26 protein-coding genes are annotated in these 26,734 nt (G+C 59.2%); 4 read left to right on the top strand and 22 right to left on the bottom strand.

Annotation, left to right across the window (positions count from 1 at the left end):
• Positions 1 to 66: 66 nt before the first annotated feature.
• Genes bhcC through bhcA form a run of 3 tightly spaced genes read right to left on the bottom strand, consistent with a single transcriptional unit; the run spans position 67 to position 3,429 of the window.
• Positions 67 to 1,230: a 3-hydroxy-D-aspartate aldolase BhcC gene (gene bhcC / locus Q0955_RS17980; RefSeq protein ID WP_299427217.1), complete on the bottom strand. Its 1,164-nt coding sequence runs from the start codon at positions 1,228 to 1,230 to the stop codon at positions 67 to 69.
• Positions 1,231 to 1,267: 37 nt separating this feature from the next.
• Complete coding sequence (gene bhcB / locus Q0955_RS17975) at positions 1,268 to 2,239, bottom strand: beta-hydroxyaspartate dehydratase BhcB (RefSeq protein WP_299427214.1); 972 nt, start codon at positions 2,237 to 2,239, stop codon at positions 1,268 to 1,270.
• Positions 2,239 to 3,429, bottom strand: a complete 1,191-nt coding sequence (gene bhcA / locus Q0955_RS17970) for an L-aspartate--glyoxylate aminotransferase BhcA (protein ID WP_299427211.1) — start codon at positions 3,427 to 3,429, stop codon at positions 2,239 to 2,241. Before bhcA ends, bhcB begins: the two co-directional genes overlap by 1 nt.
• 169 nt (positions 3,430 to 3,598) lie before the next feature.
• On the opposite strand from bhcA, the gene bhcR reads away from it, so the two are divergent.
• The 3 genes from bhcR to gndA all read left to right on the top strand — a co-directional run bounded on the left by bhcR (position 3,599) and on the right by gndA (position 6,514).
• Positions 3,599 to 4,441 (top strand): HTH-type transcriptional regulator BhcR, encoded by an 843-nt coding sequence (bhcR, locus tag Q0955_RS17965; RefSeq protein ID WP_299427208.1) that lies wholly within the window; start codon positions 3,599 to 3,601, stop codon positions 4,439 to 4,441.
• A gap of 48 nt (positions 4,442 to 4,489) precedes the next feature.
• Positions 4,490 to 5,041 carry a gluconokinase gene (locus tag Q0955_RS17960; protein WP_299427205.1) on the top strand — a complete coding sequence of 184 codons (552 nt, stop codon included), beginning with the start codon at positions 4,490 to 4,492 and terminating at the stop codon, positions 5,039 to 5,041.
• A gap of 72 nt (positions 5,042 to 5,113) precedes the next feature.
• Entirely contained in the window at positions 5,114 to 6,514 is a 1,401-nt protein-coding gene (gndA, locus tag Q0955_RS17955) for an NADP-dependent phosphogluconate dehydrogenase (RefSeq protein ID WP_299427202.1), read from the top strand.
• Between the two features lie 61 nt (positions 6,515 to 6,575).
• On the opposite strand, the gene folD is transcribed toward gndA, so the two are convergent.
• The 19 genes from folD to Q0955_RS17860 form a co-directional block, all read right to left on the bottom strand.
• Positions 6,576 to 7,478: a bifunctional methylenetetrahydrofolate dehydrogenase/methenyltetrahydrofolate cyclohydrolase FolD gene (gene folD / locus Q0955_RS17950; protein WP_299427199.1), complete on the bottom strand. Its 903-nt coding sequence runs from the start codon at positions 7,476 to 7,478 to the stop codon at positions 6,576 to 6,578.
• A 70-nt stretch (positions 7,479 to 7,548) separates the two neighbouring features.
• Positions 7,549 to 7,845 (bottom strand): chorismate mutase, encoded by a 297-nt coding sequence (locus Q0955_RS17945; protein ID WP_299427196.1) that lies wholly within the window; start codon positions 7,843 to 7,845, stop codon positions 7,549 to 7,551.
• 59 nt (positions 7,846 to 7,904) lie between these two features.
• Positions 7,905 to 9,581 (bottom strand): formate--tetrahydrofolate ligase, encoded by a 1,677-nt coding sequence (locus Q0955_RS17940; RefSeq protein ID WP_299427193.1) that lies wholly within the window; start codon positions 9,579 to 9,581, stop codon positions 7,905 to 7,907.
• A gap of 183 nt (positions 9,582 to 9,764) precedes the next feature.
• On the bottom strand, positions 9,765 to 10,364 hold the full coding sequence (locus Q0955_RS17935) for an MOSC domain-containing protein (RefSeq protein WP_299427191.1): 600 nt from the start codon (positions 10,362 to 10,364) through the stop codon (positions 9,765 to 9,767).
• 178 nt (positions 10,365 to 10,542) lie between these two features.
• On the bottom strand, positions 10,543 to 12,459 hold the full coding sequence (ftsH, locus tag Q0955_RS17930) for an ATP-dependent zinc metalloprotease FtsH (protein ID WP_299427188.1): 1,917 nt from the start codon (positions 12,457 to 12,459) through the stop codon (positions 10,543 to 10,545).
• Positions 12,460 to 12,583: 124 nt separating this feature from the next.
• Positions 12,584 to 13,786, bottom strand: a complete 1,203-nt coding sequence (tilS, locus tag Q0955_RS17925) for a tRNA lysidine(34) synthetase TilS (protein ID WP_299427185.1) — start codon at positions 13,784 to 13,786, stop codon at positions 12,584 to 12,586.
• A complete protein-coding gene (ybgF, locus tag Q0955_RS17920) occupies positions 13,777 to 14,613 on the bottom strand; it encodes a tol-pal system protein YbgF (RefSeq protein WP_299427182.1) in 837 nt (278 codons plus the stop codon). The genes tilS and ybgF overlap by 10 nt, the downstream gene beginning before the upstream one ends.
• Positions 14,614 to 14,620: 7 nt before the next feature.
• The gene (gene pal, locus Q0955_RS17915; RefSeq protein ID WP_299427179.1) at positions 14,621 to 15,124 is read right to left on the bottom strand and encodes a peptidoglycan-associated lipoprotein Pal; all 504 of its coding nucleotides are present in this window, start codon (positions 15,122 to 15,124) and stop codon (positions 14,621 to 14,623) included.
• A gap of 109 nt (positions 15,125 to 15,233) precedes the next feature.
• Entirely contained in the window at positions 15,234 to 16,559 is a 1,326-nt protein-coding gene (tolB, locus tag Q0955_RS17910) for a Tol-Pal system beta propeller repeat protein TolB (protein ID WP_299427176.1), read from the bottom strand.
• Positions 16,556 to 17,638, bottom strand: coding sequence for a hypothetical protein (locus Q0955_RS17905; RefSeq protein WP_299427173.1), 1,083 nt, complete (start codon positions 17,636 to 17,638; stop codon positions 16,556 to 16,558). The genes tolB and Q0955_RS17905 overlap by 4 nt, the downstream gene beginning before the upstream one ends.
• Positions 17,639 to 17,647: 9 nt before the next feature.
• The gene (tolR, locus tag Q0955_RS17900; protein ID WP_299427170.1) at positions 17,648 to 18,139 is read right to left on the bottom strand and encodes a protein TolR; all 492 of its coding nucleotides are present in this window, start codon (positions 18,137 to 18,139) and stop codon (positions 17,648 to 17,650) included.
• Between the two features lie 3 nt (positions 18,140 to 18,142).
• A complete protein-coding gene (gene tolQ / locus Q0955_RS17895) occupies positions 18,143 to 18,820 on the bottom strand; it encodes a protein TolQ (RefSeq protein WP_164644854.1) in 678 nt (225 codons plus the stop codon).
• Positions 18,821 to 18,932: 112 nt separating this feature from the next.
• Entirely contained in the window at positions 18,933 to 19,319 is a 387-nt protein-coding gene (ybgC, locus tag Q0955_RS17890) for a tol-pal system-associated acyl-CoA thioesterase (RefSeq protein ID WP_299427167.1), read from the bottom strand.
• A gap of 102 nt (positions 19,320 to 19,421) precedes the next feature.
• Positions 19,422 to 20,954, bottom strand: coding sequence for a glutamate synthase-related protein (locus Q0955_RS17885; RefSeq protein ID WP_299427164.1), 1,533 nt, complete (start codon positions 20,952 to 20,954; stop codon positions 19,422 to 19,424).
• 143 nt (positions 20,955 to 21,097) lie between these two features.
• Complete coding sequence (locus Q0955_RS17880) at positions 21,098 to 21,724, bottom strand: hypothetical protein (RefSeq protein ID WP_299427161.1); 627 nt, start codon at positions 21,722 to 21,724, stop codon at positions 21,098 to 21,100.
• Positions 21,725 to 21,782: 58 nt separating this feature from the next.
• Positions 21,783 to 22,712 carry a carbohydrate kinase gene (locus tag Q0955_RS17875; protein ID WP_299427159.1) on the bottom strand — a complete coding sequence of 310 codons (930 nt, stop codon included), beginning with the start codon at positions 22,710 to 22,712 and terminating at the stop codon, positions 21,783 to 21,785.
• Positions 22,713 to 22,722: 10 nt separating this feature from the next.
• A complete protein-coding gene (locus Q0955_RS17870) occupies positions 22,723 to 23,409 on the bottom strand; it encodes a D-lyxose/D-mannose family sugar isomerase (protein WP_299427156.1) in 687 nt (228 codons plus the stop codon).
• A 168-nt stretch (positions 23,410 to 23,577) separates the two neighbouring features.
• On the bottom strand, positions 23,578 to 24,294 hold the full coding sequence (locus Q0955_RS17865) for an SDR family NAD(P)-dependent oxidoreductase (protein ID WP_299427153.1): 717 nt from the start codon (positions 24,292 to 24,294) through the stop codon (positions 23,578 to 23,580).
• A 62-nt stretch (positions 24,295 to 24,356) separates the two neighbouring features.
• Entirely contained in the window at positions 24,357 to 25,607 is a 1,251-nt protein-coding gene (locus tag Q0955_RS17860) for a glycerate kinase (protein ID WP_299427150.1), read from the bottom strand.
• 205 nt (positions 25,608 to 25,812) lie between these two features.
• On the opposite strand from Q0955_RS17860, the gene Q0955_RS17855 reads away from it, so the two are divergent.
• Positions 25,813 to 26,712, top strand: a complete 900-nt coding sequence (locus tag Q0955_RS17855; RefSeq protein WP_299427148.1) for a LysR family transcriptional regulator — start codon at positions 25,813 to 25,815, stop codon at positions 26,710 to 26,712.
• Positions 26,713 to 26,734 lie beyond the last annotated feature (22 nt).

Genomic DNA, 26,734 nt, shown 5'->3' with positions numbered 1-26,734 from the left:
GGAAAGCAGACACGCGGGCACAAATCCGGCGCCCCATACGCCGGAGGTGTTTTTTTGGTAACGGGATCAGTAGGCGCGGCCGCGAGCGGACACAGGCCAAACCGTTTCCACCTTGCCGTCGCGCACCCCAACGTACCAGTCGTGCACATTTGCGGTTGGATCGCAGTGGCCCGGCACCAGCTTGAGCTTGTCATTGACCTTCAACGCGCCGGTTGGGTCCATGACCACACCGTGTTCATCCGAGCATTTGATGTATTCCACATCGTCGCGACCAAAGATCACCGGCAGGCCGCTGTCCACGGATTGCGCCTTCAGCCCTGCGTCCACGATGGCTTTGTCGGCTTTGGCGTGGCTCATCACGCTGGTCAGGATGAAAAACGCGTTTTCCCACTCACCCTGGTCAATCCGGTTGCCGTCCTTGTCCAGGATGCGGCCGTAGTCTGCGTCCATAAAGGCGTAGGAGCCACATTGCAGCTCGTTGTACACACCGGAGTTGCTCTCAAAATAGTAAGAGCCGGTGCCGCCGCCGGAGACCAATTCGCAAGCAATGCCTTCGGCTTTGAGGCCGTCCACCGCGTCCTGCACCTGCGCAATCGCCACGTCGAGCTTGGCCTTGCGGTCCTCGTAGCTGTCCATGTGCTGCATTGCGCCCTGATAAGCCTGAATGCCGGTGAACTTAAGGTTCTCTGCTGCTCCAACAGCCTTGGCAATCTCTACAACGGCCTCAGTTGTGGTCACGCCACAGCGGCCCGCGCCACAGTCGATCTCGACAAAGATTTCCAGTTCGGTGCCATGCTGCACGGCTGCGGCTGAGAGGTCGGCCACATTGGCGACGTCATCCACGCAGACAATTGTGCGGCTGCCAAATTTGGGCAGGCGGGCCAGACGGTCGATTTTCGCCGGGTCACGCACCTGGTTGGAGACCAGAATGTCCTTGATGCCACCACGGGCAAAGACCTCGGCCTCGGACACTTTTTGACAGCACACACCCACGGCGCCGCCAAGGCTTTCCTGTAGCTTGGCCACATCCACGGATTTGTGCATCTTGCCGTGCACACGGTGACGCATGCCGTGGGCTTTGGCGTAGTCACCCATTTTCTTGATGTTGCGCTCCAGCGCATCAAGGTCCAGCACAAGCGCCGGAGTTTGAATGTCTGCGGCGTCCATGCCCGGCTTGGCCGGAATGTCATAGCCCACTTCGTAGTTGTCGAGATTGGTCATGTCTTTCATGTCCTTATCCTCTGTCGAAAATCGTATTGTGTGTGTTTCAGGCGGTTGCCAGCCAAGGCAGCTTGTCCAGATCGACGTTGCCGCCAGTGATGATCAGCCCGACGCGTTTGCCCTTGAAGGCCTCCGGGTTTTTCAGAACTGTCGCCAACGGCACGGCGGAAGAGGGCTCCATCACGACGCGCAGGTGCTTCCAGGTGAGCTTCATCGCGTCGATGATCTCTTGCTCAGACGCGGTGTAAATCTCGCTCACGTGGTTGGAGACAAAGTGCCAGGTGCGCTCTTTCAACGGAACCAACAGCCCGTCAGCAATGGTTTTTGGCGCATCATCGGCGATGATGTGTCCGGCTTTGAAGCTGCGGTAGGCGTCATCGGCCTGTTCCGGCTCTGCGGCAATCACCTGCGTTTCCGGCGCCAAGGTGGAGAGCGTCAGGCAGGTGCCGGAGATCATGCCGCCGCCGCCAATGGGCGCGACCACCATGTCCAGACCGTCAGTCTGTTCGATGAATTCTTTGGAACAGGTCCCCTGCCCCGCTATCACGCGATGATCGTTGTAAGGATGAACAAAATCGCCGCCTGTGGCCGCTTGCACCTCGGCAAAGGTCGCCTCACGCGACGTGGTGGACGGTTCACATTCGGTGATCTTGCCGCCATAGCGACGCACGGTGTCTTTCTTGGCCTGTGGCGCCGTGCGCGGCATGACCACGTTGCACGGGATGCCGCGCTTCATGGCCGCGTAACTGAGACAAGACGCGTGGTTGCCGGAGGAATGTGTCGCCACACCCTTCTTGGCCTGCTCGTCATCCAGTCCAAAGACTGCATTGGCCGCGCCGCGCACTTTGAACGCGCCGGGTTCTTGGAAGTTCTCACACTTGAAGAACAGCTCCGCACCGGTCAGTTCGTTGAGGTAGTCCGACACACGCACTGGGGTGCGGCGGATGTGGGGCTGAATGCGCCTGTGCGCCTCCAGCATGTCCTCATAGGTTGGGATATACATGTCGCTGTCCAACATCAGGCCGCGTCCTTCTGCGCCGTCGCAGTGTGGCCACGGTAGAAATCTTGTGCGGCGGCAACACCACTGCCCAGTTTGATGTCCAGACCAAGGTCCACCATGCACATCTCTGCGGTGGCGATGCCGGAGAGCGCCATCACGTCGGTCAGGCTGCCAAGGTGGCCGATACGGAAGACTTTGCCCGCAACCTCGCCAAGCCCCACACCAAAGGCGACGCCGTATTTCTCCGCCGCGTGGGTCACAATATCAGTGGCGTTAAAGCCCTCCGGTGTTTTGATCGCACTCACGGTGTCGGAATAAACCGACGGGTTAGCGGCGCAAAGCTCCAGCCCCCAGGCACCGACGGCGGCGCGCACGCCTTCGGCGATGCGGGTGTGGCGGGCAAAGACGTTGTCCAGACCTTCGTTGAGCAGCATGGAGCAGGCTTCATTCAAGCCATTCAGCAGGCCGACGGCAGGCGTGTAAGGGTAAGCGTTGGCGGCATAGCCTTTGGCCATGTCGTGCACGTCAAAGAAGGTGCGCGGCAGTTTGGCGGTCTCGGTCGCGGCCATGGCTTTGGCGCTGAAGCCGACAATCGCCAGACCAGCAGTCAGCATGAAACCTTTCTGTGAGCCGGTCACAGCAACATCCACACCCCATTCGTCCATGCGGAAGTCCATCGAGGCAATCGAGGACACGCCATCGACAAACAGCAGCGCCGGGTGGCCTGCGGCATCCAAGGCGCGGCGCACGGCGGCGATGTCAGATTTCACACCGGTTGCCGTCTCGTTGTGGGTGGCCAAAACGGCTTTGATTTCGTGGTTGGTATCTGCGGTGAGGATTTCCTCGTAGCGATCCGCTGGCAAGCCTTTGCCCCACGGGGTTTCCACAACCTGCACATCGAGGTCGTGGCGCTGGCACATATCGATCCAGCGGTGGCTGAACATGCCGTTGCGTGCCGCAAGAATTTTGTCACCGGCAGACAGTGTGTTGGTCAGTGCGGTTTCCCAGCCGCCGGTGCCGGTGGACGGGAAGATGAAAATCTCCGCGCTCTCGCTTTTGAGCACTTTGCGCACACCCTCACGGGCGGGGTGCAGGATTTGACCAAACAGCGGCGAGCGGTGGTCAATGGTTGGCATGTCACACGCCTTGCGCAGGCTCTCCGGGATGTTGGTTGGACCGGGAATAAAGACAGGGTTTTGGAAGCTCATGGTTGGTCTCCTTCAAGCGTTGCAATCAGGATAGCGGGTGCGCCTCAGGCTGAAAATTTTTTTGAAAAATGATTTCAGAATGACATTTTTCAAAATTATTCAATGTTGTCAGATGCTTGATTTTTTCATATTGTGAATGTGTTTTTCAACAATTTCAAAGGGGCAGTTTATGGTTTCGCAAAAGAATACAGAAAATGACGGTCCCAAGGCCCGTGGACGTCCACGTGATTGGCACGACAAAACGGCACAGAACACCATCAAATCGCTCGATCGCGCGATGGAGGTGTTTGAGTATCTCAGCGAGGAACAGGGCAAAACCCTCTCGCAGATTGCCGATGAGATGGGGCAATCCCCGGCCACGGTGTACCGAATTCTGGTGACACTGGAGACCCGTGGATTGGTCGAGTTTGAGGGCCGCGAACAGCTTTGGCACATTGGACCGCGTGCCTTCATTATTGGCGCCCGTTTCCTGCGGCGCACCAGTCTTGTGGACCGTGCACGGCCCGTGATGCGCAAATTGATGGAACTGACCGGGGAGACCGCCAACCTTGGCGTGGAGCGCGAAGGACAGGTGCTTTTCCTCAGCCAAGTGGAAACCCACGCCAGTATCCGCGCGTTTTTCCCACCCGGCACCCTGTCGCAAATGCATGCGTCGGGCATTGGCAAGGCCTTACTGGCACATATGGAAGCGGGCCGGCGCAATCGGCTGTTGGCCAACGAACAGCTCACGGAGTTTACCAAACACACCATCACCGATGTGGATGCCTTGCTCGAAGACCTGCTCGCCATTCGGGAACGCGGCTATTCAGTGGATGACGAAGAGCGCAACATGGGCATGCGTTGTATCGCGGCACCGGTGTTTGATTTTAATGGCGAAGCGGTGGCAGGCATATCCGTGTCTGGACCAGCCAGTCGTGTGAGCGCAGAGGAAACCGACCGCCTGGCAAAGGCCGTGACTTCTGCAGCAAAAGAACTGACCCTGGCAATTGGCGGGGAGGCCACAGCATCTTGAAAAATGTTTGCGCTACCATTTATGTGGAGTCAGAGAGGGAGGCGCGACATGCCCCAGAACACAAAGGGCCAGGCACTTATCGTGATGGGTGTCAGCGGCGTCGGTAAAACCACGGTGGCGCGGGCTTTGGCGGATCGGATCGGCGGGCGCTACATCGAGGCTGATGAGTTTCATCCGATGGAAAACGTCGCAGCCATGGCAGCGGGAACACCGCTGACGGACGCGATGCGACAGCCTTGGCTGGAGCGGCTGGCGATTGCGATGCGGCAGGCCCGCACATCGCAACCGGACACACCTGTGGTGGTCGCTTGCTCCGCACTCAAATACAGTTACCGGGATATATTGCGGGCTAAAAACCCTGAAGCGATCATCGTCTATCTCAAAGCGGATCCCGACATGATCCGCGCCCGTATCGAAGCCAGAACGGACCACTTTATGCCGCCAAGCTTGTTGGACAGTCAGCTGGCCATACTGGAACCGCCTGCACCGGATGAGGCCTGTGTGCCCGTTGACGCCAGCCTGTCGCCTGAAGGCACCGTGGCCATGGCATGTGAAGGACTGGCCCGCAGAGGCAACGCGGGTACATTGACATCCTCCTGACACCGCAGGACACATGAAAGAGCGCACCGCGATTTGAGCGGCACGTACCCCTTGAAGACAAGGAACACACCGATGACGCTTGCAAACTTTGGCCTCTATGGACTTGGCACAATGGGCACCGCCCTGGCGCATAACATCGCTGAAAACGGTTTTGATCTGCATGTGGCTTCCTATCGCAAAGCCGATATGGACAGGTTTGTCACTGAGGCGCCGGCTTTTGACGGCAAATTCACCGGCCATAAGAGCCTGGCCGACATGGTGCGCGACATGCCCGCGCCGCGCGCGATCATCTTTCTGATCCCGGCCGGACAAGCGGTGGATGACGCGATTGCGCAGGCCCGGCCCCATATGCAGCCCGGCGATGTCTTGATTGATGCGGGCAATTCGAATTTCCAGGACACCCGCCGCCGCGCGGCTGACCTTGAGGCCAGCGGGTTGGCCTATATGGGCATGGGAGTGTCCGGCGGCGAGTTTGGTGCGCGCACCGGCCCGTCGATGATGGTGGGCGGCACGGCCTCGGTCTGGGAGGCGATGCGCCCCATGCTGGAAGCGATCTCGGCCAAGTTTGAAGGTGCGCCTTGTGTAGATCATGTCGGGCCGGACGGCGCGGGGCATTTCGTAAAGACGGTGCACAACGGTATTGAATATGCCGACATGCAGCTTTTGGCGGAGAGTTATGGCCTGATGCGGCAGGGTTTGGCGATGTCGCCAGCCGAGATTGGCGCAGAGTTTGAGCGTTGGAACAATGGGCCAATGCGCAGCTACCTGGTGGAGATTTCTGCTAAAGTTTTGCAGACCGTTGATCCAAAGACGGACACGCCGCTGGTGGATGTGATTGTCGATACAGCGGGTCAGAAAGGCACCGGCCGTTGGACCGCGATTGAGGCTCAAAAGCTGGGGGTTGCCGCCAATACGGTAGAGGCAGCGGTTGGCGCTCGGGTGTGGTCCGCCGGCCGTGAGGCGCGTGCCGTTGGCGAAGAGATTTTTGCACCAGCGCGTGGCGCGGTTGAACTGACCTCTGCGCAGATGGAACAAGCGGCTCTGGCCGCGCGCGTCATTGGCCACAGTCAGGGGTTTGACCTCTTGGCCAGCGCGTCCGAGGAATTTGACTGGGGCCTGGATCTGTCGCGCTGTGCCGAGATTTGGCGGGCGGGGTGTATCATTCGATCTGAATTGCTCAGCGGCATTGCAGACGCCTTCCGCAACGCGCCACCGGCGGGATTGCTGGCGTATGCGCCGGAGATGGCAATCACGCTCAAAGATACGGTTCCCGCCTTACGCGCTGTGGTGGGCACGGCCATCGCCGCGGGCCATCCCGTGCCGGTGATGACAGCCGCACTGGCGTGGTTTGATGGCATGACACAAGCGCGCGGCACGGCGGATTTGATCCAGGGGCAGCGCGATTTCTTTGGCCGCCATAGCTTTGCGCGGGTCGACGGGGGCAGCGGCCATCATGGGCCGTGGGCGGACTGATCCCACGCAACTAAAAAAGGGCCGCCAAAGCGACCCTTTCCAACTCATCTTAGCGAGAGCATTAAGCCGTCAGACCCTCTGGCTCGGCCAGACCGTTGGCGCGGCAACAGGCCGTCACGGTGTTGGCCAGCAGGCAAGCAATGGTCATCGGACCAACACCACCCGGCACAGGGGTGATCGCACCGGCCACAGCAGCGGCGCTTTCAAAATGAACGTCGCCCACCAGACGGGTTTTGCCTTCGCCTTTTTCCGGCGCAGCAATGCGATTGATGCCAACATCAATCACAGTGGCACCTTCTTTGATCCAGTCGCCCGGCACCATTTCCGGACGGCCCACCGCTGCAATCACAATGTCGGCACGTTTCACCACATCCGGTAGGTCCTTGGTGCGGCTGTGCGCGATGGTCACGGTGCAACTATCGCCCAGCAAAAGCTGTGCCATTGGCTTGCCCACAAGGTTGGACCGACCAACAACAACAGCGTTCAACCCGGACAGAGACCCCAGTTGATCGCGCAGCAACATCAAGCAGCCCAGTGGAGTACAGGACACCATGGCCCGCTGCCCAGAGGCCAGCAAACCGGCGTTAACAACATGCAGACCGTCAACGTCTTTGCTCGGATCAATGCGTGCCACGATGTCTGTTTCGCTCAAGTGGTCCGGCACAGGGAATTGCACGAGGATACCATGCACAGCAGGGTCGTTGTTCAGCTTATCGATCAACGCATAAAGCTCGTCTTTGGACACGTCGGCGGGCAATTTATGCTCGTAGGAGTTCATACCGACCTCAACGGTCTGCTCGCCTTTCGAACGGACGTAAACCTGCGAAGCAGGGTCTTCGCCAACCAACACCACAGCCAAACCCGGCGTAATGTCGTGTTCCTCTTTCAAGCGCGCCACATGGCCCGCCACTTTTCCGCGTACAGTGGCCGCAAAGGCCCGTCCATCGATGATTTGTGCGCTCATCACGCTCCCCTTTATGATCTGCCCGGGGCGCGCCCCGGTGGGTGCTCTCACACGCGCCGCTCCTTGCGCGTCAGTCTAATTTGATGGTTTTGGCTTCCCGAGCAATGGACCAGTCAATCAACTGCCTCCACAAGGTCTCGGCAATCTCGGTGTCCAGCCCCTCTTGCGCAGCGGTCTCTTTGACCTTGGCAACAACGTCTTCGACGCGGGCTGGAATATTGGCAGGCAGGCCTACGCCGGTTTTGATTTCGACGGCGCGGTCGATGTAGGTGGTGCGCAGCGCCAACAGGCGGACCAATTCGCGGTCCAACGTATCAATCTGCGCACGCAGGGATGGCATATCAGGACAATCGGCGGGGCTCAGCATGGCATCCTCTCGCAAGTGTTGCGCATGCCCTACCCCGCCTAAGTCCAAATCGCAATGCGTCAGAACAGTCCCTCGACCAGACCTTCCTCATTGATGCGGATATTCTCCGCAGCTGGATGACGTGGCAGGCCGGGCATGGTCATGATCTCACCACAGATCACCACAATAAACCCAGCGCCCGCGCTCAGCCGTACCTCACGCACCGGCACGGAGTGACCGGTTGGTGCGCCGCGCAGGTTAGGATCGGTGGAGAAGCTGTATTGTGTCTTCGCCATACAGACCGGCAGGTGACCGTAACCCGCGTCTTCCCAAGCTTTGAGCTGATCGCGGATTTTCTTATCAGCCAGAACTTCGTCCGCACGGTAGATCGAGGTTGCGATGCGTTCGATTTTCTCAAACAGCGGCAGCTCGTCTTTGTAGAGCGGTGCAAATTGGCTCACACCAGCGTCGGCGATTTCCGCAATACGGGTCGCCAGCTCTTTGGTGCCCTCAGAGCCTTTTTCCCAGTGCTGACACAGGATTGCTTCAGAGCCTTGGCCTTCAACGTAGTCCATCACCGCCTGCACTTCGGCGTCAGTATCGGTGACAAAATGGTTGATCGCCACAACAACCGGCACGCCGAACTGTTTCAAGTTGCCGATGTGACGTCCCAGGTTGGCACAGCCTTCGTTCACCGCATCGACGTTTTCCGCACCAAGGTCTGCTTTGGCCACGCCGCCGTTCATTTTCATCGCGCGAATGGTGGCCACCAACACAACCGCGTCAGGTGCCAGACCTGCTTTGCGGCATTTGATGTTCATGAACTTCTCAGCACCCAGATCGGCACCAAAGCCCGCTTCGGTCACCACATAATCCGCAACCTTCAGCGCGGTGGTGGTGGCAATCACGGAGTTACAGCCGTGGGCGATGTTGGCAAACGGACCGCCGTGCACAAAGGCCGGGTTGTTTTCCAGCGTCTGCACCAGATTTGGCTGCATCGCGTCTTTCAGCAGAACGGTCATCGCGCCGTCCGCTTTGATGTCACGCGCGTAGATCGGGCTGCGGTCACGGCGGTAAGCGACAATCATGTCGCCCAGACGTTTTTGCAGGTCAGCCAGATTGTTGGCCAGACACAGGATCGCCATCACTTCCGACGCCACGGTGATGTCAAAGCCGGTCTGACGTGGGAAGCCGTTGGCAACCCCACCAAGCGAGGTCACGGTGTCACGCAGGGCGCGGTCGTTCATGTCGAGCACACGACGCCAGGTCACACGGCGCTCATCAATTTCCAGCTCGTTGCCCCAGTAGATGTGGTTGTCGATCATCGCCGACAGCAGGTTGTGCGCGGAGGTGATTGCGTGGAAGTCCCCTGTAAAGTGCAGGTTCATCTCTTCCATCGGCACGATTTGCGCGTAGCCACCGCCTGCGGCGCCGCCCTTCATGCCGAAGTTTGGCCCCAAGGAGGCCTCGCGGATACATACAGCGGCTTTTTTGCCAATCGCGTTCAGACCGTCGCCCAGACCCACGGTGGTGGTGGTTTTACCTTCACCCGCCGGGGTTGGGTTGATCGCTGTCACAAGGATCAGTTTGCCGTTTTCACGGTCCTGCACCGAGTTGATAAACTCCTGGCTGATCTTGGCCTTGTCGTGGCCATAAGGCAGCAGATCATCACTGCCAATGCCCAACTTTGCGCCAATGTCCTGGATAGGCTGCTTTTTCGCCTCACGGGCGATTTGAATATCGGTTTTAAAGCTCATCGTGACCCCTGTCATATAATTTGACGCTCTCTCACCTCATTTGTAGCGCCGAATACACGGCAAAGAGATGCGTTTCCGACATATCCGGCGCTTCTTGCGTCGACATAAGAGGCGCCGGTTTCGTTTTGGAGACGTTACGTCAGGATCATGCACAAGGACCACCCTTAGTGGATCACAGCTGGATCACGATTTGCGGGCGCGTTCCAAGTGGCTCCACACCGGTTGATCCGGCACAAACAGGCGCATCCTGTCTCCCACGGAAAGTGTGCCCGCCCGCTCGACCCAGGCGGTCACACCCCGTTTGTCCTTGGCGGCGGCCTTGAACTTTGGCCCATAGCCGGGGTGCGCCCCTTCGATCACACGACCGGGCAACACACAGGGGCGGTTCTCCATATCCACGGTGATGGTCACCCCATCCGGGCCTTGCAGGCGCGCGTTTGGTGGCACATGGGTGAAATCGGGAATCCCCTTGAGCACGACGGAGGCGCCAACCCAGGCCGGGTCCACGGCCTCAAGCCCCATTTCAGCGGCGATCATGTCCAACTCTTCCTGAGACAACACCGACAGTTGGCGCACGTTTATAATTTCCGTGCCGCGCTCATAGAGGGCTTTGACACGCACACAGGACGGCCGCGTCAGGCCAGAATGAAACTCACCCGCGTCGCCACCCAGGGCGAGGTCCAGCGACGGCACCGGCGCGGCGCTCAGATTTTCTTCGGAATTGGCCACCCGGCCAAGCCAGACCACCTCGGCCTCAAAAGTTGTGGGTTTTAATGCAGGCATGTCGCGCTTCCTCGTCACTGTTCTACGCCGGAACCTAGAGGCAGTGTCGAGATCAGACAATCAAAGATGGCTGATGGAGATGTTCACCATTTGTGACCAGCGCCTTGCGTAAAAAAAAGAAAAACCCCGAAGCGCCCTCACGCTCCAGGGTTTCATGGTCTTGGGCCTGTCCCTCAGGTTAGGCGGTGGGTTCCGGCTCTAGTCCGCCATCCCCACTTGGTTTATTACGTGGCTTGGTTTTTGGAATGGCAGTCACGCTTGGCGCGTTGCCTTCGTCGTTGCCGTCATCATCGTCGCTGGCATGGGGTGGTTCGCCATTCATGACCCGCTTGATTTCATCACCGGTCAGGGTTTCGTATTCCAACAAGCCTTGCGCCAGACGTTCGAACTCTTCGTTCTTGTCTTTGATGATGCCAACCGCACGCTCATAACCTTCGTCAATCAAGCGCTTCACTTCGGATTCGATCATCTCTTTGGTGGCCGCAGACACCGAGAAGCCACCGGTGTTGCCTTGGTAACCCGCCGCCGCTTCCTGATAGTCGATATTGCCAACTTTATCAGACATGCCCCACTGCATCACCATGGCACGTGCCAGACCGGAGGCCTGCTGAATGTCGCCGGCCGGGCCATTGGACACTTCGTTTTCGCCGTATTTGATGATTTCAGCCGCTTTGCCCGCCATCGCCATGGCAAGACGCTGATGACACTCTTCTTTAAAGAGGTTCAGGCGATCCATCTCCGGCAAGCTCATCACCATGCCCAACGCACCACCGCGCGGGATGATTGTTGCCTTATAGACCGGATCACATTTTGGCAGGTGAATACCCACAATCGCGTGGCCAGCTTCGTGGTAGGCGGTCATTTCTTTTTGCTCTTGGGTCATGACCATGCTGCGCCGTTCGGCCCCCATCATGATCTTGTCCTTGGCAAATTCAAAATCTTCCATGGTGACAAACCGGCGGCCAACGCGGGCGGCTGTCAGCGCGGCCTCGTTCACCAGGTTGGCAAGGTCCGCACCGGAGAAGCCAGGCGTCCCACGCGCAATGATGCGCAGATCAACGTCAGGGCCCAGTGGGGTCTTGCGCGCGTGCACACCAAGGATTTTCTCGCGGCCTTTGATGTCCGGGTTGCCCACGGTCACGTTGCGGTCAAAACGGCCCGGACGCAGCAGCGCAGGGTCCAGCACGTCACGACGGTTGGTCGCGGCGAGAATGATCACGCCTTCGTTGGCTTCAAAACCGTCCATCTCCACCAGCAATTGGTTGAGTGTCTGTTCACGCTCATCGTTGCCACCGCCGTAGCCTGCGCCACGGTGACGGCCCACGGCGTCGATTTCGTCGATAAACACGATGCACGGCGCGTTTTTCTTGGCCTGCTCAAACATGTCACGGACACGGGAAGCCCCCACACCAACAAACATCTCCACAAAGTCAGAACCGGAAATGGTGAAGAACGGCACACCAGCTTCGCCTGCAATCGCACGTGCGAGAAGCGTTTTACCGGTGCCGGGAGGGCCAACAAGCAGCGCACCCTTGGGAATTTTGCCGCCAAGGCGGGAGAATTTCTGCGGGTTGCGCAGGAATTCAACAATCTCTTCGAGCTCTTCTTTGGCCTCATCAATGCCTGCCACATCATCAAAGGTCACGCGGCCATGCTTTTCGGTCAGCATCTTGGCTTTGGATTTGCCAAAGCCCATCGCGCCACCTTTGCCGCCGCCTTGCATGCGGTTCATGAAATAGATCCAGACACCAATCAGCAGAAGGAAAGGCAAAAGGCTGATCAGGAAGGCTTGCAGACCGGAGGTTTCCTGGCTCTCGGCACGTACATCAATGCCTTTGTCCGTCAGAAGCTTTGTCACCTCTGCATCACGTGGCAGAATCGCCGAATTGGTCGAGCCATCTTGCGTCTGATAGCGCAGCTTTTCGCCATCAATGACCACATTCTGCACTTGCCCGGCTTCCACCGACGCCACAAAGTCCGAATAACTGCTTTCACGGCTTTGCAGCGAGCTGCTGTCTCCGCTGAACAAGTTGAACAAAGCCAGGATCAGTAAAAACAGCACGACCCAGAAAGCTACATTTCTCGCATTGCCCAAGGCAAGTCTCCCTTTCAGAACGCCCGTGGCCTATCACGTGCGCGTACAGAGTTAAATAGAGATCGCGGGGCCGTAATCAATGCGATTGTGTGCAATTTCAGGCGTAAGGCGCGGCCAGTGTTGCTTATGTGCGCAGAAGCTGTGCCGTCCAACCTTCTGTCAGCCCGGCCAACGGTGCGGCGATCAACGTATCCCCCTGCCAGACAGCGGGGGTGGCCCAAAGGCTTTGTCGGGCATGGCCAGTATCGCGCCAATTTGGAATTTTTGCGAGTCCTTCTTGACCCAAGGCCTTAATTTTAAGGGTTTCGGATGGGGTGCCCCCGCTGCAGGAGACACGCCAGCGCCGATCCCACACGGCCTCTGGGACGGTGACGCTATCGCGCACAGCCGACCATTCCCGAGTCACGCGAAGCTGCGTCTCTGATGGCAAGATCAAACAGCCGTGAAGCGGCTTTGGGGTTTGAGACGTCATCGCCTCCAACAGCGGACGATACCGCGGGCGATAAGCGTGTCCGGACACTTTGCAAAGCGCCTCAGCCAACGCTTTGCTGCGCAAAGCCTCCGGCGCACCGTCAAACGCCGCCCGGTTGGCCACCATGTCACCCACGGGTTCTTGTTCAAAAAGCGCGCCTATTTGGCGCTCTGCCCAGTGCAGCACGTCTTGCTGGCGGCGCATGTGGGCGGCGGTTTGTGTAAGCCGCTCAACAGTCAGCCCCAAGGGTGCCAGTGTCTCAAACATCTGACGGGCCTTCACCCGGTCAAAGCGCGGGTCTTCGTTGCTTGGGTCGTCCGCCCAAATGATGGAGTTTTGCTGCAAATGCTGACGCAGATCGCCCCGCGTCACGTTCAGCAAAGGACGCAGCCATGTCAGCCCGCCTCTTTCCCGCACCTCCGACATACAGGCCAAACCGTCCACGCCAGACCCACGTGACAAACGCATCAAAAAGGTCTCGGCCTGATCGTCCTGCGTATGTCCCAAAGCCACATGCCGCAGTCCGTTTTCTTTGGCCCACCCGTCAATTACCTGACGCCGCCCATCGCGCGCGGCATTTTGCAAATTGCCCACGCCGTCCCATGTCCACGGCAAAACGTCATGTTTCAGACCACGCTGCGCGGCATAGTCCGCCACCAGCGCCAATTCGTCCGCTGCCTCAGGGCGCAAGCCATGGTTCACGCTGACCACGGCCAACTCCGCCCTGCCCCATTGCCGTAAAAGGTTCAGCAAGGCCATGGAATCGCCACCGCCACTCACGGCGACGCCAATTTTTTCAGGAAAGTCTGTGCCAAACGCCCGGTCGAGAGCGTTTGAAAGTTGGGTCAGGAGCACTGCAAGGTGACCATTTCCGCCTGAGCTTCGGTCACAAAGGCCCCACCTGGATAGCGCACGCCCACTTCGTTGAGCGTCACACAGGCCTCATTGGTCTGTCCCAAGGCACCGAGAGATTTGCCAAGACGGAACAACGCTTCTGGTGCTGTGCCGGATTGCGGCGCACCAGAATAGGCTTCCAAGAACGCGCGGGCAGCGCCAGTCAGGTCAGTTTTGCCCTCAAGCGCCTGGCCGCGACGCAGATGCGCCTCTGCCTCAAGCGGGCTGCCGGGATAGGTTTGCACAAAGGTCGAGAACTGGTCCGCCGCCGCGCCAAACTCCCCCGCGTCCAACGCGGTCATCGCCCGATTGAAATCCGCCTCTTCGCCCACGGCCAGTTCGGTTGGCGCACCATCACCTGACCCACTGTCTTCGCCACCTGTAGACGGCACGGTATCCACGTCGCCCCCCAAGGTCGTGGTCTCGCCCAATTGGCTCAAATCGCCACCTTCAAGCTCCACAAGGCGAAATTCCAGATCACCAATGCGGTTGGTGCCGTCGGTCACAACACGCTCAACACGATATTGCAGCTGTTCCGTCTTACCGGTGAGGACCCGCAATTGCTGCTCAATCACATCCACCCGCTCCAGCGTGGTCGCGCCGGTCACAATGGTGCCGGCGGACCCCGTGGTGGAGAGCTCCCGTTTCAGGTGCTGAATTTCCACATAAAGAACGGAGAGTTGCTGGCGAATGTCGGCCAGCGTTTCTTCGCGTGTCTGGGCCACGCCCATCATCGGCGCCACGGCAAGCGCAAGCGCGCTCAGGGAAGCAAATACGTGCGCTTTCATCTGTCTCTTACCCCGACAGGTTGGCGGTCAGCACCGTGACCGCGCGGCGGTTTTGGGCGTAACAGCTTTCTTCTGAACAAATTTCGATTGGGCGCTCTTTGCCGTAACTGACAGTGCGGATGCGGTTTGACGCCACCCCTTGAGAGACCAAAAGCTCCTGCACCGCGCTGGCGCGGCGCGCGCCCAGGGCCAGGTTGTATTCACGGGTGCCCTGCTCATCGGCGTGACCTTCAATCACCGCCACATAATCCGCGTTCTGCATCAGCCAGTTGGCCTGTGCCAGAACCACCAAGCGGCCCTGCTCGCTCAAGGTTGACTGATCCACAAGGAACAACACCCGATCCCCAACCGCTTCTTGGAAGTAGGCGATGGAAGATGGGTCGGCACTGCTGCCCAGGTCGCTGCCGTTGCCGGCGCCAAAGTCATCATCGTTGCCAAACCCACCTGGGTCCGTACAGGCCGCCAGGGAAAGTGCAGCCACTGTCAGCACTGCTTTTGTCCATAGTTTCATGCGTATTGCCTCGCCTCTATACCCGTCGCCTCAATTGCATTTTGTGCTCTTCTTATGACGCTGTCTTATCACAAGCTGCTGTGCAAGCAAAACGCGGGGGTTTCTTACTTTATTGCAGTGGGGACCAGGCAGGGTCAGAGCCACCGCCATTGATCTTCACCGGTTTCAAATTCCGTCCAGACACATCCACCGAGTAAAGCGACGCCGCCCCACCCGCACCGCGGGTTTCGCGGGTGAACATGATGACACGCCCGTTTGGCGACCAGGTTGGGCCTTCATCCAGGAAAGATGCGGTCAACAGGCGCTCTTCGCTACCATCGGTGCGCATCACGCCAATGTGGAAGCGGCCTTTGTTCTGTTTGGTGAAGGCAATCAGATCACCGCGTGGCGACCAAACCGGCGTGCCGTAGCGGCCTTTGCCAAAGCTGATGCGGGTGGCCTCGCCGCCACCTGCCGACATGACGTAAAGCTGCTGTGTACCGGAACGGTCGCTTTCAAACACAATCTTGCTGCCATCCGGACTGTAGCTCGGTGCAGTCTCAATCGACGGCGTTGACGTGAGACGCTGACGTTTGCCGGAAGCGATGTCCATTTTGTAGAGGTCGGTGTTGCCACCTTCGGTCACCGACATCACCACGCTTTTGCCATCCGGGCTGAACCGTGGAGCAAAGCTCATGGTGCCGCTTTCGTTGGACAGCACCTTGCGGCGCACGGAGCCAACGTCGAGCACATAGACCTGCGGGAAGCCGGTTTCATAGCTGGTGTAGAGCACGCGATCCCCCGTGGGCGAGAACCGTGGTGCCAGCACAATCGAACTGCTGTCGGTCAGGTATTGCAGATTGGCGCCATCGTAATCCATCACCGCCAGGCGTTTCTTGCGGTTATTCTTGGGACCGGTTTCGGCCACATAGACCACACGGCTGTCAAAATAACCGCCTTCGCCGGTGATCCGCGCGTAGACCGCATCCGCCACTTTATGCGCCATGCGCCGCCAGCCATCGGTGGTGCCTTTGAACCGCAGGCCACTGCCCAGCTCGGTACCCGCAAACACGTCATAGACCCGGAACTTCACTTCAAGCTGATTGCCGCTCACCGACACACCACCGGTGATCAGCGCCTGTGCGTTGACCGCCTTCCAGTCAGCAAACTGCACCGGACTGCCAAAGTTGGTGATCGAGGAGATATGCGCTTTGGCCGGAATTTCCCGGAACAGCCCCGTGCCGTTGAGGTCCGCCGCAATCACGCGGCTGATGTCCTTGGACACCTGATTGGAGCCTGGGGTTTCCGCGACAAAATCCGGCACCGCATAGGGCATCGGCTCAATCACACCGTCGGTGATTTCGATTCGCAGGGGCTGGCCTTGGGCCACAACCGGTTGGGCGAATTGGCCCACCGTCAGGATCCCGATCACTAGGGTCGCAAAAAGTCTCATCATCTGGACCTCATTTTCTCCGGGTTAAATGTAATCTCAACATCCCGCCAATGGTCATATTTTTCTGCGGGTAGGTCGAAGCCGCTTTTCTGGCACCGCAACACGGCACGGCGCGCGGCGGCAAAAGCGGTTTTGGCGGCAGCTTCATCGCCGCCTTCGTAACTCAACATGCGAATATCACCCTGAACCTTGCCGTTTTGATCCAGGCTGAGTCCCACCACCACAGTCACATCCGCGGCACGGGAGCCAACATCCACCACCCAACATTGCTGCACCGCCACGCGCAGCCCGTCTTTCTCTCCACGGGTGAGCGGCGGACCGGAGGGGGCGGTTGGCGTGGACTCGGTTGGCGCAGCGGCCTCGGCCAGCGCAGCAGCAATCGCATCTTCTGCCGGTGTTGGTGCCGGTTCCGTCACCTTTGGACGCAGACGCGGGCGCAACGAACGCGCGGGCGCGGCGCTGACAACCTCTTCCTGTTTCGGCTCGGTGGCAATTTCGGTAGAGGCTGCCTCAGGTGCGGTGTCTTCCTTAACCTCTTCCGCCGCCTCGCCCGCTTCATCCGGCTTCGTGGCCTCTTGCAAGGCATCGGCTATGGCTGTGTCCGGCTCAGGTTGCGCCACAGGTTCCGGGGCCACGCGCTCCACAGGCGCGGGCACGGGCTCTACCGGCGCATCCGGAATAATCACAGCGGTGTCGGCTTCAGGCGTTGGCAGTTGTGGCGTGGGTTCTGGCGCGACTTCCGGTTCCGGCGGCGTTGGGTCAGCAAGATCGGCCACATCCGGCGCAACTTCCGGCTCGGCCTCAATCGGCTCGATGGGTTCCGGCTGCGGCACCACAGCATCTTCAGGCGCCACCACTTCCGGAGCAGGCTCGGTCTCTTCCGGTGGCTGCGGCAGGGCAATCTCGGTGGAGGTCTCCGGCGCGATTTGGCTTTGGGTCAGCGCCTCAAATTCGGCTGTGGAAATCATCGCGATGTCCACCACCTCCATAGGCGGCGGATCGGAGTCAAACACCCCGCCCAACAACACCCAGCCAATCAGGCCGGTGTGGGCAACGCCCGAGATATAATGCCCAATATGCACCTGCGCGCCCTAGTTATCCGTCCCGCTTGGGTCGGTGCCATCCAGCGCCGGGCCACCCATGTCGGTCACAAGGCCCACATCGCTAAAGCCACCCGCGTTGAGCGCGCCCATGACCTGCACCACCGCTTCGTAAGGAATGGCTCCATCCGCACGCAGATACACCCGATCGGACTCGCGTTCTGCCGCAACCGCGCGCAGCTTCGGGATCAGATCTTCGGCGGCAACGGGTGTGGTCATAATGGTGATGCCAAGGTTCGCATCAATGGTAATGGTCAACGGCTCTTCCTGCTCACCTGGCAAAGGGTTGGCGGCTGTTTTGGGCAATTCCACCGGCACGCCCACTGTCATCAGCGGCGCAGCCACCATGAAGATAATGAGCAACACCAGCATCACATCCACAAAGGGCGTGACGTTGATCTCGCTCATCGGTTGGCTGGAACGGCGATTGCGGCGGCGACGTTTGCCGCCTCCTCCGCCGGATTTCATAACACCCGCGCCCATGGCTTAGGCGTCCAACTGGCGGCTGAGGATGGTGGCAAACTCGTCGGCAAAGGCCTCATAGCCCGATACAATCCGGTCGCTGTCCGCGCTGAGTTTGTTGTAGAAGATCACGGCAGGGATCGCGGCCAAGAGGCCAAGCCCGGTTGCCAACAGGGCCTCAGCAATGCCCGGCGCCACAACGGCGAGGTTGGTGTTCTGTTGGGCGGCAATCTCGATAAAAGCGTTCATGATGCCCCAAACGGTCCCAAACAACCCAACAAACGGTGCGGTGGACCCAACCGTGGCGAGGATTGGCAACCCGTGTTGCAGCTCGTCGGCCTCTTTGGCAATCGCCACATCCATCGAGCGGTCAATCCGGCTGGTGGCATTGGCAATCAACCCGCCGTCTTGGCGGTGGCTGCGTTGCCACTCGACCATGCCGGAAGCAAACACCCGCTCGGAACGGCCTTTGGGTTCCGGTCCCAGCTCCTCAAACAGCTTGTCCAACGGTTCACCCGACCAAAACGCCCGATCAAACCGCGCGGCCTCGCGCCGCGCCTTGCGGTACATGATGTGTTTCTGAAAAATCACCGACCAAGACCAGAAGGATGCCACGATTAGCATCACCATCACCAGTTTTACGGTTAAAGTTGCGCGCGCAAAAAGTGCCCACATCGAGAAATCGACTGCTGCGTGTTCCATATAGCCTGCTCTGCTTTGTGGCCCTCTGTCGGGGCCTTGTTTGCGAGCAAACGTAACGGGTTTCTACGGGGAAAGCCAATAAATTGGCGTCGCTCGCGGGAAATTGCCCGCTTTAATGCACCATTTGGCGGATATTCGCCGGTAAACGCACTGGCTGGCCCTGCTCATTCATACACACCACGGTGACCATGGCGTGAAACAGCACCTCTTCACCGCGTTTCACCCGCTGTTCCATCACCAAACGTGCAGCGGTGACATTGGCCACCTCGGTTTCCACAGTCAGCAAATCGTCCAGCACAGCGCTGCCCAAATAGTCACATTCCACACGGCGCACCGCAAAGACAATGCCCTCAGCCTTCATTTCCAGCTGATCCATGCCAATCTCGCGCACCCACTCGCTGCGCCCACGCTCGATGAATTTGAGGTAGTTGGCATAATACACAATGCCCGCCATGTCGGTGTCTTCGTAATAGACGCGGATCGGCAAGGTGTAAGGCATTGGCAGGTCTCCACAATAAGATGACCTATGGGTAGGCAAGCAGCCCAGCCATTGCAAGTGTTGGAAGCGGCCCCGCGCCAATCGCGGAGCCGCTCAAGGTAGTTACCGCCCCACACCGGCAAAACGCACGCCGCTCAGGTCGGCCATCTCGCGCTTCCAGGTGGTGATGTCATCTGCGTTCAGATCCGACAGGCTGCTATGCCCGCAGGCGCGTGCCAGCACCTGCATCAGCTCAACACTGGCACCAAAATATCGCGCGAGCTTTTCCGCGCCAATCTGCACGTCCAGCTTTTTGCGCAGCTCCGGCTTCTGGGTCGCAATGCCCACCGGGCAGTTGTTGGAATTGCACATGCGTGCCGCGATACAGCCCACCGCCTGCATGGCCGAATTGGACACCGCCACCGCATCCGCGCCCAGCGCCATGGCTTTCACGAAGTCTTCGGCCACACGCAGACCGCCGGTGATCACAAGAGAGACCTCGCCACCGGTCTTGGCATCCAGATGCTTACGCGCCCGCGCCAAGGCCGGGATCGTTGGCACTGAGATGTGGTCGCGGAAGATCAACGGCGCGGCCCCGGTGCCGCCGCCACGACCATCAAGGATGATGTAATCCGCACCAGCTTCCAGCGCGAAGTCGATGTCCGCCTCGATGTGATTGGCCGAGAGTTTGAAACCAATCGGAATGCCACCGGAGCGTTCCCGCACCTCATCAGCAATGCGGGCATAGTCCTGCGGCGTATGCAGCTGCGGGAAAGTCGACGGTGACACCGCGCTTTGTCCCGGCTCCAGACCACGTACCTCGGCAATCTTGCCCTGTACCTTTTCGCCGGGCAGATGCCCGCCCGTGCCGGTTTTGGCCCCTTGCCCGCCTTTGAAATGAAAGGCTTGCACCCGCTCAACCAGCTCCGGCTTCCAGCCAAACTGCGCGGAGGCCAGCTCATAGAAATAGCGCGAGTTTTCCGCCTGCTCCTCGGGCAACATGCCGCCTTCACCCGAACAAATCCCGGTGCCTGCCAGCTCTGCGCCACGTGCCAGCGCGGTTTTTGCTTCTTCCGACAGCGCGCCGTAGCTCATGTCAGAGACAAACAGCGGAATGTCCAACCGCAACGGCTTGGCCGCCCGTGGACCAATCACAACCGATGTGTCCACCGGCGCATCATCCAACAGCGGCTTGCGCGCCACCTGGGCTGGCAGGATCTGAATGTCGTCCCACTGCGGCAAATCTTTGCGCGGCACGCCCATGGAACCCATCTCGCCGTGATGTCCCAGCTTGCTCAGCCCATCGCGTGCAAGTTCGTGTATCCGCGCCACGGTGGGTTCTTCGGGAGTGGGCACAGCCTGCGGCACATCCGATTGCGGTTTTGGAGCAGGGTCGCCTGCCTTGGCCTCCCCCATGCGGGTATGCGCCCCGTCACAAAACGGCGCATTGGCACTGGCTTTGCATTGGCACAAAAACGCATCACCGCTTTTCTCGGCGGTGAATTTCTGCGGTTTCATCTCTGTTCCCGCGTGGCTGCCGTCACAAAACGGCTGATTTTTGGATTTCCCGCAACTGCACCAGAAATAGGTTTTACCTTCTTCCAACTCCACTTTGACGGGTCGGGTCGCCGCAATAATGGGCACATCACCTGCCATGTCACACTCCTTGTTCGCGTTTGGCTACACAAACAGAGTGCCTCAAATAGCGGGTTCACAAAACAGGTGCCACTGCACAGCCAGCACTGCACACGCGCACATGAGCACCGACTCACTCGACCTGAAGTGCGAAATTGTGGGATTTAGTCGAGTCGCAGCCGTGCAAACAAGCGCAGCGCGTGGCTCGCGTCTTCCGCTGCCACCGGCATCATCCGGTCATAGGCGGCGGCAATCACCGCCGCGATTTCCGGACGCAACACGGTTGCGCCACTTTCCGGCACCACGGCCAAAGGGGAAGTCTCCGCAAAAGCTTTGGGTCCCCAGGCCACAATGGTCTGCACCGCCTCGCCCAAGGCCAGCGCCTCAGCCGGAATTTGCGACATGGCATCATTCATGCGCAGGAAGACAAAAGCCGCTTGAATGCCGCCATCGTTTTCAAAGCGGAAGGCGCGGTATTGGGTGGCGTCCGCCTCTTTCAAACGGCCCACCAACGCCTTGAGATCCGGGATCAAACGCTCAAGATCCGGCACCTCCAGAAGCTCATCCCATTCCCGGAAGAAAAACATCATCAGGTTACTGCCAAGCTCTGGATCGGTTTCGGCCATTTGATGACCCACCAAGGTCACCACAGCTTCCAGCGCCCCCTTCACAGTTTCCAGAGTGGCATCCTCGACCCCAAACACCACAGGCGAAATTGGGCGTCCCCAGCGGGCAAACCCGTAGCTGCCATCGTGGCGGGTAAACAGAGTTTCAACGTCCTGCGGTGTCATATCGGGCTCCTGTCAGATCGCCCGCTATGTGCCGCCAAGCCACGCCTAAAGCAAGCCCTTAGGCCAATTCACTGGCCCAAGGTGGGTTGGCCCCGGCCCGCGATACGGTCACACCCGCCACTTTGGCCCCAAAGGCCAGTGCCGCCGCCGCATCTTCCAGCGACAACTCGCGCACCTTGGCTTTGGTCAGCACACCAAGTTCTGCAAGTTTGGCCAAAACGCCAGCATTAAACGTGTCGCCCGCGCCAACGGTGTCGACAACCTCCGCTGTTGCGGCCGCCACGGACAGTTTATGCCCGCTGGTCACATAGGCGTCTGCACCTTCGCCACCACGAGTCACCAGCACCAGCGCAGGGCCCTGATCGATGATCTTCATGGCGCGTTCATCCAGAGTGTCATCACCCGGCACAAGCCACTGCAAATCCTCGTCGGACACTTTCACGATATCAGCCTTGGCAAACATCTTTGCCAATCGCCCGCGATAGGCCTTCTCGTTGGCAATAAATCCGGGCCGAATGTTCGGGTCCACCATCACCGCGCGTCCCGCGCCCTCGCGCTCTAGCAACTCGGCATAGGTGTCCGCACAGGGCTCCACCGCAAGACTGATCCCGCCGAAAAACAACGCTTTCACCTTGGGTTCCACCGACACAAGATCAGAGGGCTGGATCATGCGGCCAGCGGTGTTTTCATCATAAAACGAATAGGTTGCCTGCCCGCTGCTCAAATGCACAAAGGCCATCGTGGACGGACGTTTGGCGCGAATGAGGGCCGAAGTGCTGACGTTGCTGGCGACCAGCTCGGTCATCAGAATGTCGCCAAAACTGTCGGTGGAAATGCCACTGACCAATCCCACACGTGCGCCCAAACGGCCCAGCGCCACGGCGGTGTTGAACACTGCGCCGCCGGCATGGGGCACAAAGCCGGTGCCGCCCTCAACGGTCTCACGCGGGATCATATCAATCAGCGCTTCGCCACAACACAGGATCATGTTTGCCTCCTCAGGCCAGCCATTTGGCGTAGTCGCTCACCAACAGGTGGGTTGGCGCGACATCTTCTTCGATCTCAGCAAACCGGCCAATCGGCTCGCGGAAGATGTTGTCTGTTTCATCGTCATTCACGGTGGAGACCTCGCCAATCAGCACATCGCCCCCCTCGCCCCAGAACGCGTGCCAGTCACCCGGCATCAGGGTCAGGCTCTCGCCCGGCGCGAACTTGAGCTTTTCGCCAGGCGCAAACGAACGCGGAATCCCATCACACATCACCATACCACCGCGGTCCTCGGCAAAGTTACCATCGTCGTCAGAGCCAAACAGCTCCACGACCATAGTGGCCCCACCACGGTTAATAATGTCTTCCGCTTTGATCACATGGGTGTGCATTGGCGAGAGCTGATCCTGACGCGAGATCAGAAGCTTCTCCGCATAACACATGCCGCCACCACGCTGTAGATCGGCCAGACGCCCGTTGCGCAGAGTGAACAAAAACAGCCCCATCTCGTCAAACCGGCCCGCGCCATAATCGGTGATGTCCCAGCCGCAGCGTGCCTGAATAAGTGCCTCGGCCTCTTTGGCCCGCGCCTTGAACTCCTCCGGCGCCCAATAGGCAAAGGGTGGCAGTTTAAAGCCGTAAGAGCGGATCATCTCATCCGCAGCCGCCATAATGTCATTGATGGTAGAGCGTTTCATCTCAGTCTCCCAATGCTGCCAGAGCTCTCGGCAGCCTTTAGCGCTAACAATTTTCACCCTCCCTAAGCCACAAGTTGGCGATCGGGCAACGAAAAATAGCGAAAATTCAAAAATTGCGGCGGCTAAGCAAAGAATGGGCCCTCACGACAATTGCGAGGGCCATCTAATTTAGAACGTACGCACATCCGTGATCGTCTCCGCGCCAAACCGATCGCTTAGGATATGAGCGCAAATCTTCGCTGCTGTGTCCTCTGCCTTAGCCAAGCCACCCTCGGCTTTCATCGATTTGAACTGATCCAGCAGGGCAAAATCCTCCTCCGGTGCAGAGCGAATGGTCGCTTGCATGCCGGTGTCAATCACACCCGGTGCGATGCTTTCGGCCTTGAGACCAGAAACCGCGTCTTCCACCATCGCGCGCGCGTGCATGTCCATGGCCGCTTTGGTGGCGCAATAGACGCTCCAGCCCGTGTAGGCGTTGCGCCCCGCGCCGCTGGAGATATGCGCGACCCGACGCTCCGCGCCTTCGGTCGCCGCAACAAATGCATCGCTCAGAATCAGTGCCGCGGTCACGTTCACTGCCAAGGACTGGGCAATCTTGCCTGCGTCCTGACGGCCAATTGGGGCGATGGGTTCCACAATGCCAGCGTTATTGATCAACACAGCCTCGCTTGCACCTTCCAAGAATTTGGAAAACTCCGCGCCGGTGGCAAAGGCTGTCACAGCCTCTGTGTCTCCCAGATCAAGCGCAACCTCGGTCAGCCCTGCCATATCCGATCCAATGCCGGAACGGGACAGGCCCAGAACCTCGTAGCCCGCTTCAATCAGGCAAGACACCATACCCGCGCCAAGCCCCTTGGAATGGCCCGTGATAATCGCCTTTTTCATCCTTTTGCTCCCACAAGTTAATTTGTGAACCATCTCTACGCGGCTTTCACCGCAAGGTGCAATTACTTGATGATCAGAATGGCGCGGAAATCATTCACATTGGTGAGCGTTGGCCCTGGCACCACCTGCGCGTCGATCTTTTCAAAGAAACTATGGGCGTCATTTTCCGCCAAAGCTAGAGCTGCGTCCACGTTCTTCGCCTGCGCTGTCGCAAGCGTGTCAGGCCCAATCACCGCGCCGGCCACCTCTGCCGCGCCATCGACACCGTCGGTGTCACAGGCAATCGCATGGATGCCTTCTGCACCGTCCAGCGCCAGCGCCAAAGCCAGCGCGAACTCCGCGTTTGGCCCACCTACGCCATCTCCACGCCGTGTCACGGTCAGCTCTCCGCCAGACAGAAGCACCCGAGGCCCACGCCCCACTTTGGCCTTAGCCAACTCAGCCTGCGCTTGCGCCACATCGCGCGCTTCGCCTTCCAGCGCATCCCCAAGGATTTCCACGCGCAATCCGGCAGCCTCTGCGACCTCCTGCGCCGCCTGCAGCGATTGCAAGGGCGAAGCAAACAAGATGTTTTCTGTGGTCGACAGCCGCTCATCATCCGGCATCACCACACCGGCATGCGCCCGCGCGGCGGCCTCGACATGCTCCGGCAAAGTCACGCCAAACGGAGCCAATGCCGCCAGCGCGCTGTCCAGGCTCTCCGGCTCCTCAACTGTGGGACCAGAGCCAATCATGCCCGGATCGTCACCCGGTACGTCCGAAATCAAATAGCTCACCACTTTGGCTGGATAGGCTGCCGCCGCAAGCTGTCCCCCTTTGGCCTGACACAGATGTTTGCGCAGCGCGTTCATTGCTGAAATCGGCGCACCGGAGGCCAGCAAATCCGCATTCACTTGCTTCAATTCATCAAGCGTCACGCCTGGAACCGGCGCGGTCAGCAGTGACGACGCCCCGCCGGAAATCAAACACACCACCGTGTCTTCTGCACTTAGACCGTGCATCAGCTCCAGCATTTCCAGCGTCGCCGCTTCGCCCGCCGCATCCGGCACAGGATGCGCCGCAGACTTAATGGTGATCCCTGTACAAGGCCGCTCGTAACCGTAGCGCGTGATGACCAATCCCTCGCAAGGCCCCCAGGCGCTTTCCAATGCCTCTGCCATGCGCGCACTGGCCTTGCCGGCGCCAACCACAATCAACCGGCCTTCAGGTTTTTTACCCAAAACGCCCGGCAAAGCAGCCATCGGATCGGCCACCGCCACCGCTTTGGCAAACAAGTCCCGCAGCAAACTATCTGGATTGATGTCCATACTCATACTCCCCCCAAATGCACATGTTCTCCCGCCCTTTGGCACCCGACCACATGCATATCAGAAACTGCACCAAAGGAGATGTTTCCGCTAACATGCACAGTTTTACAGGCGGAGCAAGCCACCGCCTCTGTACCTGCTGCACGCCCGCCTTTCCAAGCCACTCAACCTGCCCTACTGTGCCGCGACTTTCTTAGACCAAGAGCGCCCCATGGCTCAGATCAGCCTGAAACAGCTTCAAGCCTTTGTGGCAGTAGCCGACTTGCAAAGCTTCCGTCGTGCGGCGGACCGGCTGAACACCACGCAGCCCAATATTTCCACCCGCATCGCCGGTCTGGAAAGCCAAATTGGCCACTCGCTGATGGCTAGGGATGCTGGTTCCGTACGGCTCAGCCCGGTGGGGGAAAAGCTCCTGCCAGAAGCGCGCAATGTCTTGCTGGCAATGGACAGGTTCCTGCTTACCGCAGCGGATGACACCCTCTTTGACGGCACCCTGCGCATTGGCGTGACCGAGATGATTGTGCACACGTGGCTCGGCGAGTTCTTCTCCGCGCTCAAACAGCGCTTTCCCAATATCGACATGGACCTGACCGTTGATCTGTCGGTGAACCTGTCCCGCGATTTGACGGAGCGCAGGATCGATCTTGCCCTGCAAAGCGCCCCGTTTGAACGCCAGATCAGTGGCAACGCTGATCTTGGGCCCCTGCCAATGTTGTGGGTCGCCAGCCCCAAACTGGACCTGTCCGGCAAGGTGCTCAGCCTGCACGATCTGGCGCAACATCCAGTTTTGACCCACGCCCGCGGCACCATTCCCTACAACCAGATGCAGGATCACTTCGCCGCCTTCTCCGATGTCTCAGTCCGGCATGTCTCCTCCTCCAACCTCGCTGCCTGTCACCAAATGACCCGCGACGGGTTGGGCGTGGCCTGCCTACCCGAAGCCATGGTGCGCGAGGACTTGGCCAATGGCACTTTGGAGCCCCTGCGCTACCTCTGGGTGCCCGACGCGCTGCAGTTCTACGCCCGCTACGACGCCGACACCTGCCCCAGTTTTGTGGAGGCTGCAGCGGAATTGGCGCAGCAAGTAGCGCAGGCTCATGCCGCAGGATAAATTTTCTCAATCCAATTCATGA

It is taken from the genome of uncultured Shimia sp., assembly GCF_947493595.1.
Classification (GTDB): domain Bacteria; phylum Pseudomonadota; class Alphaproteobacteria; order Rhodobacterales; family Rhodobacteraceae; genus Shimia.
This window is presented reverse-complemented; position numbering and strand designations above follow the sequence as displayed.